Origin of the sequence: Sphingomonas sp. Sphisp66 (assembly GCF_047324325.1) — a bacterium.
Lineage (GTDB): Bacteria > Pseudomonadota > Alphaproteobacteria > Sphingomonadales > Sphingomonadaceae > Sphingomonas.
In genome coordinates this window covers 69,246-80,595 of the sequence record NZ_CP168508.1, presented here as the reverse complement: position 1 = coordinate 80,595, position 11,350 = coordinate 69,246, and the positions used below count along the sequence as shown (strand labels likewise).

At 69.9% G+C, this 11,350-nt stretch carries 9 protein-coding genes; 5 read left to right on the top strand and 4 right to left on the bottom strand.

What is annotated here, in order from left to right:
• From ACEN8G_RS00370 to ACEN8G_RS00355, 4 genes are read right to left on the bottom strand one after another with little or no spacing between them, the layout of a single operon-like run.
• On the bottom strand, positions 1-1,299 hold the full coding sequence (locus ACEN8G_RS00370) for an outer membrane beta-barrel protein (protein ID WP_413415672.1): 1,299 nt from the start codon (positions 1,297-1,299) through the stop codon (positions 1-3).
• On the bottom strand, positions 1,296-2,213 hold the full coding sequence (locus ACEN8G_RS00365; protein ID WP_413415673.1) for an endonuclease/exonuclease/phosphatase family protein: 918 nt from the start codon (positions 2,211-2,213) through the stop codon (positions 1,296-1,298). The genes ACEN8G_RS00370 and ACEN8G_RS00365 overlap by 4 nt, the downstream gene beginning before the upstream one ends.
• The gene (locus ACEN8G_RS00360) at positions 2,210-3,163 is read right to left on the bottom strand and encodes a glycosyltransferase family 2 protein (RefSeq protein ID WP_413415674.1); all 954 of its coding nucleotides are present in this window, start codon (positions 3,161-3,163) and stop codon (positions 2,210-2,212) included. The genes ACEN8G_RS00365 and ACEN8G_RS00360 overlap by 4 nt, the downstream gene beginning before the upstream one ends.
• Entirely contained in the window at positions 3,163-4,032 is an 870-nt protein-coding gene (locus ACEN8G_RS00355; protein WP_413415675.1) for a glycosyltransferase, read from the bottom strand. Before ACEN8G_RS00355 ends, ACEN8G_RS00360 begins: the two co-directional genes overlap by 1 nt.
• Positions 4,033-4,258: 226 nt before the next feature.
• Here ACEN8G_RS00355 and ACEN8G_RS00350 point away from each other — a divergent pair, with 226 nt between their 5' ends.
• The 5 genes from ACEN8G_RS00350 (at position 4,259) to ACEN8G_RS00330 (ending at position 11,239) form a co-directional block, all read left to right on the top strand.
• The gene (locus ACEN8G_RS00350) at positions 4,259-5,032 is read left to right on the top strand and encodes a glycosyltransferase family 25 protein (RefSeq protein WP_413415676.1); all 774 of its coding nucleotides are present in this window, start codon (positions 4,259-4,261) and stop codon (positions 5,030-5,032) included.
• The gene (locus tag ACEN8G_RS00345; protein WP_413415677.1) at positions 5,022-6,503 is read left to right on the top strand and encodes a lipopolysaccharide biosynthesis protein; all 1,482 of its coding nucleotides are present in this window, start codon (positions 5,022-5,024) and stop codon (positions 6,501-6,503) included. Before ACEN8G_RS00350 ends, ACEN8G_RS00345 begins: the two co-directional genes overlap by 11 nt.
• Entirely contained in the window at positions 6,500-7,501 is a 1,002-nt protein-coding gene (locus ACEN8G_RS00340; protein WP_413415678.1) for a polysaccharide pyruvyl transferase family protein, read from the top strand. Before ACEN8G_RS00345 ends, ACEN8G_RS00340 begins: the two co-directional genes overlap by 4 nt.
• Before the next feature lie 217 nt (positions 7,502-7,718).
• On the top strand, positions 7,719-9,872 hold the full coding sequence (locus ACEN8G_RS00335; protein ID WP_413415679.1) for a type I secretion system permease/ATPase: 2,154 nt from the start codon (positions 7,719-7,721) through the stop codon (positions 9,870-9,872).
• Entirely contained in the window at positions 9,869-11,239 is a 1,371-nt protein-coding gene (locus ACEN8G_RS00330; RefSeq protein WP_413740706.1) for an HlyD family type I secretion periplasmic adaptor subunit, read from the top strand. The genes ACEN8G_RS00335 and ACEN8G_RS00330 overlap by 4 nt, the downstream gene beginning before the upstream one ends.
• Positions 11,240-11,350: the final 111 nt, after the last annotated feature.

Below are 11,350 nucleotides of genomic sequence, written 5' to 3'. Positions count from 1 at the left end.
TCATAGGCCCGAGAAGGTCACCCCCATTGAAATCCGGTCGTCCGCGAAGTTGCGTCCGGCGCTTGCCCCGCCGCTCGACTGGGTGCGCCGCTGCAGATCCAGCCGCAGCGCCATGCGCTTGCTGACCAGATAGGAAGCGCCGGCGCGCCAGGTCCAGCGATCGTCGCGCCGGTCGATGTCGTTGAAGTCGCGCTTCTCCAGCTCGCCGCCCACGCCCAGGATCAGGTTGCGCAGCAGCTCGTAATCGGCACGCAGCGTGAAGTTGGTGGCGAGATAGCCGGTCGCGCCATTGACCCCGGTCTCGCGGATGCCGCGATCGACCGTGCCGGTGATCGTCACCAGCGGCGTCAGGAAATAGGCAAGCTCGCCGCGCACCAGGAAGCCGGAGATGTCCTTGAACTGCGCCGGCTTGTAGTCCTGCTGGAGATAGCCGAGCCGCAGCGATCCGCGCGCCTTTCGCCCCAGTTCGAAGCTCGCGCCGCCCGCCAGCTCGAAGCCGCTGGAATCGCGTGCCGGCACCGGTCCGGTCCGCGCGCGATAGTCGCGCTGGTTGAGCGTGCCCGCGACGAAGAAGGCAATGCTCGGGCTCAGCGCATATTCGCCGATCGCCGTGCCCGTGTACGTCGTGTGGTCGCGGAAATCCTGGTCGATCGGCGCGCCGCCCGGCGTCACGCTGTCGGCATAGTTGCGGTTCTCGACGTCGAACACGCCGCGCACGCGCAGCCGGTTGAAGACATGGGTGTATGCCAGGTTCGCCCCGCTCAGCGTGAAGCGGATCGGGCGCGAGGCCTGGCTGGGGGAGTCGGGCGAAACGCGCTCCTGGCTGTAGCGCCCGTTGCGCAACGACACGTTCAGCGTGTCCGACCTGCTGATCGTGTAGAGCGCACCGGCGTTCACTGCATATTGAGTGGCGTTCTCGCTCGCACGATTGGCGTAGCGCAGCAGGTCGAGCTCGGCATCGAAGTTGAGCTTGAGCGTCGGCGATGGCCGCACCAGCGAGACCTTGGGGCGGATGCGGACATAGGCGTCGCCGATTCGGTCGCTCGGCTGGGCATAGAGATTGTCGTCATAGCCCGCGCCGATCGCGACGCGCGGCAGCAGCTCGAACGTGCCCACCCGGATCGGCTCGGGCGTATAGGCCGGGCGCCGCCGCTCGAGCACGCTGACGTTGCGGTCGCGCCCGAAGCTGTTCTCGGTCGAGACCGAGCCGAGCCCGTCGGTCGCATCCGACTGCTGGGCGAGCGCGGGCGCCGCGAAGCTGCCGGAGACCAGCAGCGCGAGGAAGGCGGCGCGCTTCACCGGCGGCCCAAAGTCACGAGGATCGGGCGATGGTCCGATCCGGTCGCGGGGAGCGCCTGTGCCGATACCAGGCCCCAGTCGGGCCCGGCATAGAGCTGGTCGATCGGCAGCACGGGAACGAGGCGCGGCCAGCTCGGCAGCGCCCGGGTCATGCGGGTGAGGGGTTCGAAGGCGCGGTCCTGCTCGCGCATCGCGGCCGCCCATGGAGTGAGGTTCATGTCGCCTGCAACGATGAGGGGGTCGCGATTGATCCGTGCCAGCGCCTGCGCGACCGATTGCCGGTCGACCGCCTGGTCGCTCGAGGTCGGCCGCGGATAGTGGAGGGTGATCACGGTGAAGGGCCGGCCGTCCGGCCCGGTGATCCGCGCCCACAGCACCGGCGGGCCGAACTTGCGGCCCTTGGCATCCTCGAGGAAATAGTCGCTGTCGGCGATCGGCCAGCGCGAGAAGATGGCGAGGTCGCAGCCCCGCGGGCATTTCGTGCCATAGGGGAAGTGCTGGCGCAGCGCCGCGAGCATCGGACGGAAGCCGAGGTCGACTTCCTGCAGCATCACCACGTCGGGCCGGGCGTCGAGGATCGCCTGGGCGGTGCCGGCCGGGTCCGGATTGCCGTGCCAGACATTGTGGGTCAGCACCCGCACCTGGGTCATGCCCGACCGCGCCCGGGGCTGGTCGCGCAGCAGCTCGGGCACCATGCCGATCGCCACCGGCGCCAGCGCCACGAGAGCCCCCGCGATCACCCAGCCGCCCGGGCGCCAGCGCAGCGCCAGGCCGAGCAGGATTGCCAGCCCGAACAGCGGCAGGAACGAGGCGATGACGTCGAGCATCGGGTCCATGCCGCCCGCCAGCGACAGCCACGCCGCGATGCCGCCCCCGCCGATCAGCAGGGTGCCCAGGGCCCGGACCAGCCTCACGCGCGGGCGAGCAGCCGATTGCGCAGGGCATGGCCGGATTGCCGGATCGATGCGGGGATCAGCTTGGCGGCGAGCAGCAGCGCCGCGGTGCCCGTCCCCTCGGGCAAATAGATGTCGCCCAGCCTGATCGCGGTCCGCCCCGGATATTTCATCGCGTAGCGGGCATAATGCGCGATCTCCTGGTTCACCAGCCGCCGGAGCAGGCCCGCCTCGCGCCCGCTGGCCCCGGCCAGGATGGTCCGCGCGGTCTCGACCAGGCAGGGCAGGTCGAGCGTGGTGGTCGACTTGCTGACCTTGTTGTCGCTGTCGCGGTGGAACACCGCGGTGACGCGCGGATCGTAGCGCAGCGTGCCTTGGGCGAGCACGCGCAGCCAGAGGTCCTTGTCGCCGCCGCGCACCGCCCGGCCTTCGGGGAATAGCCCGGCCTCGAACAGCGCGTCGCGGCGGATCGCGATCGCCCCGGTCCACATCGGGCATTCGCGCACCGCCAGCCAGGCCGAGAGGAAGCCGGCGAGATCGAGCGTGCGCGGCAGCTCCAGCGCCTGTGAGATGCGCTGCGGCTGGGTGCGGTCCTCGAACACATGGTCGAAGCGCGTCGCCGCCGCATGGACCTGCGGGTCCGCTGCGATCCCCTCGGCCAGCACGGCGAGGTGATCGGGCTGCCACAGATCATCGGCGTCGAGGAAGGCGATCCAGTCGCCGCTCGCGGCATGGATGCCCAGATTGCGCCCGGCATAGCCGCCCGGCCCCGGCGTCGGCAGGTCGAGCAGTTTGATCCGCTCGTGCCCGATCGCCGCGACAAGCTCGCGCCCGCCATCGGTCGAGCAATTGTCGATTACCAGTACCTCGTGTGGCGGGAAGCTCTGGTCGAGCGCGCTCTCGATCGCGGCGCGGACATGCGCGGCCTTGTTGTAGAGCGGCATGACCACGGAGAAATGTGGGACGGTCATCAGTCGCGTGCTGCCTTTCTGCCCCCGGCGAGTTGCAGGAATTCGCCCACCGCCACCCCGGCAAGCTCCAGCGTCAGAAGCATCACCGCCAGCCGGCGGCGCATCGTCAGTTCGCGCGAGATCGCCGCGCGGCGCAGCCGCCGCACGGTATCGACCGCGGTGATCCCCAGGACATGGACGAGCCGCGGGCGCCGCGCGGTGCGGTCCCAGCGCCCGCCGCTCAACCGCCGGCGCTTGTGGACCAGCTCGGCCCGGCTCGCCCGCACCGGATGGCGCACGACCATCGCAGGGACATAGACGAGCGGATGGCCGGCCTCCTTGATGCGCAGCGCCATCTGGCGGTCCCCGCCCGACTTGAGGCCCGCATCGAACCCGCCCAGCTCCTTGAGCAGCGCCGTCTCGCTCGCCCAGTTCGCCGTCGCGCAATTGCCGCGCGCGGCATGCGCCTGGGGGAAGGAGAAGAGCCGCTCATAATCGCCGAACACCTCGCGCTCCTGCGCGATCTCGTCGAACAGCTCGATCTTGCCGGCGAGCACACCGAAGCCCGGATTGGCCGCGGCGGCGCGCAGCACCTGCTCCAGCCAGTCGGGCGCCGGCTCGCAATCGGCATCGGTGAAAGCAGTGACCGGCGCGCGGACATGCCCGATCGCCAGGTTGCGCGCGGCATAGGAGCCGGGCCGCTTCTCCTCGAGCAGCTCGACGCCCGGATAGCGCCGCGCGATATCCGCCGTGGCGTCGCTCGACCCATTGTCGACGACGATGATCTGATATGCGTCACGCGGGAGCGTCTGGCGCGCAAGCGCATCCAGGCAGCGGCCGAGCACCGCTTCGCCGTTCCACACGGGTATGACGACTGCGACTTGAAACATAGATACGCCTGTCCAGTGCTAGTCGCGGCTCAGTCAGCCCGCCGCACTGCCCGGGTCAACCGCATGCCGCGCCTGCGAAAGACGAGCCGCCCCTTTGGCCGGGTGACCGGAGCCCGGGGCGCCTTCGCTCTCGAATAATTGCCCGCTACCAAGGATCACGCCGGACCAATCGTTGTTGTTGCACCGCACAAGCGATGCAGTGACCGTGAGCAGGAGGCGTGTACCCGTGCGTGAATTCCAGCCCGAATCGGGCCCCGAATCGAGCATCGCCACCGACATCACGGTGGTCTCGCTCGAAACCGCCACCGCCCGTCGGGCGGCATTTGCTGCGCGTGCGGCGGGCACGTCGCTCGCCTGGCGCTTCTTCGACGCGTGCACGGGTCCTGCCCAGGGCATGACGATCGACGAGCCCGCGATCCGCCGCAACAAGGGCCGGGCGATGAGCAAGGGCGAGATCGGCTGCTATGCCAGCCATTTCTCGATCTGGCGCGACATGGTCGCGCTCGGCGTGCCCCAGGCGATCGTGCTCGAGGACGATACGCTGGTCGACTGGGCCTATCTCGAGCCGCTCGCCGCCACCGATCTCCACGCCCAGGGCATCGACTATCTGCGCCTCTACGCCAAGCGCCCGACCTGGCAGCGCGTGGTGAAGCAGGACTTCCTCCAGCACTCGCGCACCATCGTCGAGCTGGTCGGCCCCGCCTATGGCACCCAGGGCTATGCGATCACGCTCGAGGGCGCGCGCCGGCTGGTCGCGCATTGCCGCACCGTCCGCCGGCCGATCGACGACGAGATGGACCGCAGTTGGGCGCACGGCCTGCCCAATCTCGCGCTGTTCCCCGCGCCGATCCTCGAGGCGGCGATCGTCTCCGATATCGGCCCTTCGCGCTTCGGCCCGAAGAGCGACCCGCTCTATCATTCGGTCAAGCAGAAGGCCTGGCGCCATATCGAGCGCACGCGGATGCGCATGCTGAAAGCGAGGCGCCTGCTTGAACGCTGAGACTCCCGCGCGCTTCGACGACGGCCTGCGCGCGCGCAGCCGCAGCTCGATCGGCTGGACGATCACGCGCTTCCTGTCGGACCAGCTCTTCTCCTTCATCGTCTTCGTCATCCTCGCGCGCCTGCTCACCCGCGCGGACATCGGCGCGTTCGCAGTGATGGCGGTGACCGCCGAGGCCTTCCGCATCATCGCCACTGCCGGGCTGGTCCAGACGATCGCCCGCAAGCGCGAGCTCACCCCCCAGTTCCTCGACACCATCTATCGCTCGCAGCAGGGCTTCTCCTTCCTCTCTGCCGCGCTGATCGTCGCGCTCGCCCAGCCGATCGCCGACCTGATGGGCGCGCCGGCCATCGCCCTGCCGCTCGCGGTGATGAGCCTGGTGCTGCCGATCTCCTCGTTCGGCGGCACCCACCTTGCGCTGCGCCTGCGCGAGTTCGGCCACCGCACCACTGCGTTGCGCTCGGTCGTCGGCGGGCTGATCGGCGGCACCTGCGCGGTGGTCGCCGCCTTTGCCGGGCTCGGGCTGTGGAGCCTGGTCATCCAGCGCCTCGTCACCGAGATCGCCGGCGTGTTCCTGTCGCGCGCCTCCTATGACTGGAAGCCGGGCTGGAAGTTCGAGATGCCGATCCTGCGCGGTAATCTGATGCTCAACGCCAGCCTGATCTATGTCCAGCTGGTCTTCCTCGCGACCGTGCGCGTGCAGGAGATGGCGATCGGCGCGGGCATCGGCCTCGCCGCGGTCGGCGTCTACCGTACCGCCTGGCGCACCGTCGAGCTGATCGGCCGTGGCGCGATCCAGCCCTTCACCCAGGTCGCGGTGCAGACCCTCGCCCGGGTCAAGGACGAGCCCGCCGAGCTGCGCCAGGCCTATCGCTGGATGATCGCCCAGGCCTCGGCGATCTCCTTTCCGGCCCTGGTCGGCTTCGGCGCGCTGGCGCCCGTCGCAATCCCCACCGTGTTCGGCGCGAAATGGGACGAGGCCGGGCAACTCGCCCAGATCTTCGCGTTCATGGCCGTGCCCTTCACGCTCAACTTCTTCGCCTCGCCCTCGCTCAGCGTCCTCGGCGCCTCGCGCAGCCTGATGTCGCTGTCGACCACCCAGCTCGTCCTCGGCGTGATCCTGACGCTGGCGGCGCTGCCCTACGGCCTGCTCGCCGTCGCCATCTCCTATGTCGGGCGCGCGTACCTGACCCTGCCGATGCAGATCCTGCTGCTCCGCCGCGCCTCGGGCATCCGTCCGGTCGATACCTGGCGCGCGGTCGGCGCCCCGCTCGTCGCCTCGACGCTGATGGGCGTGGCGCTGGCGGTCGCGATGCGGCTGCTCGACACCCATCTCTCGGGCTGGAGCGTGCTGCTCCTGCTCAGCGGATCGGGCGCGCTTTTCTACGGGATCGTGCTGCTCGCCATCTCGCGGCCGTGGCGCGGCCGCCTCCTGACCCTGTCCAGACGCCTCAGAAAGGGCCGGATATGACCATCAAGACCGCCGACCAGCTTGTCGGCGAACTCGCCCAGCGTTTCGCCCAGGTCCTCGATTCCGTACTGCCCCCGGGCAAGCTCGCTTTGGTCGACTTCCCCGATCACTCCAATGTCGGCGATTCGGCCATCTGGCTGGGCGAGATGGCCTATCTGCGCCAGCGCGGCCGGTTGCCCGCTTATTATTCCGCGATCGCCGATTTCGACGACCAGGCCTGCCGCGCCGCGATCGGCAATGACGGCACGATCCTGATCCATGGCGGCGGCAACATGGGCACGCTCTGGCCCAAGCACGAAGCCTTCCGCCTGCACCTGTTGCGCACCCATCGCGGCCGGCCGATCGTCCAGATGCCCGAGTCGATCCACTATGCCGACCCCGCCGCGGCGAAGGAGATGGCCGAGGCGATCCGCGATCACGGCGCCTTCACCCTGCTCGTCCGCGATGCCCGCTCGCTCGCCTTTGCCCGCGAACATTTCGACTGCGAGATCCATCTCTGCCCCGATGCCGCGCTGATGCTCGGCCGCCAGCAGCGCGGCCCCGCCACCGTGCCGGTCTTCGCGCTGCTGCGCACCGATCATGAGCGCTCCGCCGACGATGCCGCGGTGCCCGCCGGGGTGGCCGTCGACGACTGGCTGGAGGAGGACGGCGCCCAGAAGCGCTTCCTCCGCCTCTCGCTCAAGCTCGGCCGGCTGGTCACCCGCGATCCGATGGCCCAGCGCCTCGCCCGCCAGCGCCGCCTTGCCGAATGGCGCTTCCAGCGCGGGCTGGCGATGCTGTCCTCGGGCGAGCTGGTCGTCACCGACCGGCTCCACGCGCACATCCTCTCGCTGCTGCTCGATATCCCGCATGTGCTGCTCGACAACAGCTATGGCAAGGTCGCCGGCTTCGCCGACCAGTGGACCGGCGACTATGCCGGCCTGCTGCGCGCCACCAGCCGCGCCGAGGCCTTCGCCACCGCGCTGGCCTGCCGCACCCCGCAGATGGTCACCGGCTAGGGCGGTCCGACATTCAGCGCCAGCATGCCTTGACCTTATCCTCCCCCGCCAGGGGGAGGGGGACCAGCGAAGCCGGTGGAGGGGGAGGTAGGCGACCAACTATCGACTTCGCTTGCCTCCCCCTCCGTCGCGCTATGCGCGCCACCTCCCCCTGGCGGGGGAGGATAGATTGGATATCGAGATCACTCAGGGGGCCCGTCGATAGGAAGAGGCGCCCGTGCAGCAGGACCTGAGCTTCGAGCCGCACAACCCCGCGCCGGACAACGGGCTCGCCGCCCTCGCGCTGATCCTCGCGATGCACCGCGTCGCCGCCGATCCGGCCGAGCTGCGCCACGATCTCGGCCATGCCGATCCGGCGGGTACCGACGACCTGCTTCGCCTCGCCCGGCGCATCCCCGGCGTCCGCGCCCGCGCCACCCGAGGCGATTTCGAACGCCTCCGCCGCCTGCCGCTGCCGGTGCTGGCCAGCGGCGCGGAGGGCTGGTTCGTCATCGGCCGGGTCGGCGAGGATGCCGTCGCGGTCCAGCGCCCCGGCGCCGAGATCGAGCGCTGGGATCGCGCCGCGCTCGAGGCGCGCTGGTCGGGCCAGCTGCTCCTCGTCACCACCCGCGATTCCGCCCAGGTCGCCGCCCAGCGCTTCGACTTCACCTGGTTCATCCCCCAGATCGTCAAATATCGCCGGCTGATCGGCGAGGTGCTGCTGATCACCCTGGCGCTCAACCTGCTCGGCCTCGCCGCCCCGCTCTTCTTCCAGAACGTCGTCGACAAGGCCCTCGCGCACAACAGCCTCGCCACGCTTCAGGTGCTCGCGCTCGGGCTGGTGCTGGTCTCGCTCTGGGAAGTCGCGTTCGGCTGGCTGCGCACGCGGCTCTATTCGGAGACCAGCCAGAAGCTCGACGTCGAGCTGGGCAGCCGGCTCTTCCGCCACCTGCTCCGCCTGCCACTCGCCTATTTCGAGAACCGCCGCGTCGGCGACACCGTCACCCGCGTCCGCGAGCTGGAGACGGTCCGCGAGTTCATGACCAATGCCTCGCTCACCGTGCTGGTCGATCCGCTGTTCACGATCGTCTTCCTCGTCGCGATGTGGCTCTATTCGCCGACGCTGTTCGTGATCGTCGCGCTCACCTTGCCCGCCTATGTGATCGTCTCGCTCGCCGTCACCGGCCCCTTGCGCCGCCGCCTCGACGAGAAGTTCGCCCGCGGCGCCGCCAACAATGCGCTGCTGGTCGAGAGCGTCTCGGGCATGCAGACGCTCAAGGCCGCCGCGGTCGAGCCGCAATGGCAGGATCGCTGGGAGCGCCAGCTCGCCGCCTACAGCGCCGCCAACCAGCGGGTGATCAACCTCGGCAATTCGGGCAGCCAGGCGGTCCAGCTGATCTCCAAGCTCAGCCTCGCCGCGATCCTGTTCTTCGGCGCCCAGGCGGTGATCGCCGGCACGCTCACCGTGGGCGGGCTGGTCGCGTTCAACATGTTCGCCCAGCGCGTCTCCGGCCCCGTCATCCGCATGGCGCAGCTCTGGCAGGACTTCCAGCAGGTCCGCCTCTCGGTCCAGCGGATGGGCGACATCCTCAACACCGGTACCGAGCCCGGCGCCGGATCGCGCACCACGCTCCCCGCGCTCGCCGGCCATGTCCGCTTCGAGAATGTCCGCTTCCGCTATGCCGCAGACGGCCCCTGGACGCTCGATGAGATCAGCCTCGACCTGCCCGCCGGCACCACGCTCGGCATCGCCGGCGCCTCGGGTTCGGGCAAGTCGACCCTGACCAAGCTGCTCCAACGGCTCTACCTTCCTGCCGCCGGCCGGGTGCTGGTCGATGGCGTCGACATCGCCCAGATCGATCCCGCCTGGCTCCGCCGCCAGATCGGCGTGGTGCTGCAGGAGAACATCCTGTTCAACCGCTCGATCCGCGAGAATATCGCACTCGCCGATCCGGCCATGCCGATCGAGCGGGTGATGACCGCCGCCCGCCTCGCCGGCGCACACGACTTCATCCTCGCGCTGCCTCAGGGCTATGACACGATCGTCGAGGAGCGCGGCGTCAATTTCTCGGGCGGCCAGCGCCAGCGCCTCGCCATCGCCCGCGCGCTGATCACCAACCCGCGCATCCTGATCCTCGACGAGGCGACCAGCGCGCTCGATGCCGAGAGCGAGGAGATCGTTCAGCGCAATCTCAAGGCGATCGCCGCCGGCCGTACCGTGCTGATCATCGCCCACCGCCTCTCCGCGATCCGCCAGTGCGACCGTATCCTGACGATGGACAGGGGCCATATCGTCGAGAGCGGCACGCACGAAGAGCTGCTCCATCTCGGCGGGCGCTATGCCGCGCTCCATCATCGCCAGATCGGCGTGCAGGCGGGGGCGGCGGCATGAACGCGGTCACCCGGCACTGGACCGCGGTGCGCGACGCGCTCGACAATGAGCGGGCGCGCTCGCGCTCGGTTTTGCGCACCGAGGAAACCGACTTCCTCCCCGCGGCGCTGGAGGTGGTCGAGCGCCCGGTCTCGCCGACGGCGCGGGTCACGGCCTGGGTGCTGCTCGGGCTGCTCGTCGTCGCCCTGCTCTGGCTGTTCCTCGGCCGGGTCGATGTCGTCGCCTCGGCGCCGGGCAGGCTGGTCCCCGCCGATGACGTCAAGCTGATCCAGCCCGGCTCGGGCGGGATCGTCCGCGCGATCCTGGTCCGCGACGGCCAGAGCGTGCGCGCCGGCCAGCCGCTGGTCGAGCTCGATCCCACCGTCTCCGATGCCGATGCCGCCCAGGCGGGCAAGGCGCTGGAGACCGCCCAGCTCGATGCGGCGCGGCTGCGCGCGATCCTCTCCGCCCTCGACGGCCAGGGGCTGCGCTTCACGCCTCCCGCCGGCACCACGGCCGAGGTCGCCGCCACCCAGGCCGCGCTCGCCCGCGCCCAGCTCGCCGAGATCCAGGCCGGCAGCCAGACGCGTGCCGCCGACACCGAATCCGCGCGTGCCGCCCGGGCCGAGGCGCAGATCCAGGCGGCCAAGCTCAGCGAGACGCTCCCGCTGCTCGACGAGCAGATCGCGGCGAACGAGACGCTGCTGGCTAAGGGCTATGTCTCGAAGCTCAAGGTGATCGAGATGCGCCGCCAGCGCCTCGGCCTTGCGCGCGCGCGCAAGGCCGAGGCGCAGATCGCGGTGGCCGGCGGCAATTCGAGCCAGTCGACCGCCGAGGCGCGCGCCCGCATCCTCGCCGACCTCGCCAAGGCAGAGAGCGACGCCCGGCTCCGCCAGGAAGAGCTGACCAAGGCCACGAAACGCTCGAGCCTCCAGCGCCTCGTCAGCCCGGTCGACGGCACCGTCACCCAGCTCGCGGTGCACACGGTCGGCGGGGTGGTCGAGGCGGCCAAGCCGATCATGGTGATCGTGCCGGCGCGCGGGAAGCTGGTCGCCGAAGTGTCGATCGCCAACAAGGATGTCGGCTTCGTCGGCACCGGACAGCCGGTCGCGCTCAAGGTCGAGGCCTTTCCCTTCACCCGATACGGCGCGGTGCCGGGCAGGCTCGAGCAGATCAGCTCGGACGCGGTGCAGGACGAGAAACAGGGGCTGATCTACACCGCCCGCGTAACGCTGGACCGCGCCACGATCCGGCGCGACGGCGCCAACGTGCCGCTCACCCCCGGCATGGCGGTAACCGCCGACATCCGCACCGGCCGCCGCTCGCTGGCGAGCTACCTGCTAAGCCCGATCGACGAGATCCGCACGACGGCGGGGCGGGAGCGCTGACCGCTTCTCCCTCTCCCCTTCAGGGGAGAGGGCCGGGGAGAGGGGCAGTGTGTCCCAATCCAGAGACACCGAAGCACGCGGCGAAGTCATGCCCCTCTCCCCACAAGCGGG

Bases quoted from the DNA above. Each gene is read 5' to 3' on its own strand.
- ACEN8G_RS00360 (WP_413415674.1), bottom strand. From the start codon at position 3,163: ATGACCGTCCCACATTTCTCCGTGGTCATGCCGCTCTACAACAAGGCC.
- ACEN8G_RS00355 (WP_413415675.1), bottom strand. From the start codon at position 4,032: ATGTTTCAAGTCGCAGTCGTCATACCCGTGTGGAACGGCGAAGCGGTG.
- ACEN8G_RS00340 (WP_413415678.1), top strand. From the start codon at position 6,500: ATGACCATCAAGACCGCCGACCAGCTTGTCGGCGAACTCGCCCAGCGT.
- ACEN8G_RS00330 (WP_413740706.1), top strand. From the start codon at position 9,869: ATGAACGCGGTCACCCGGCACTGGACCGCGGTGCGCGACGCGCTCGAC.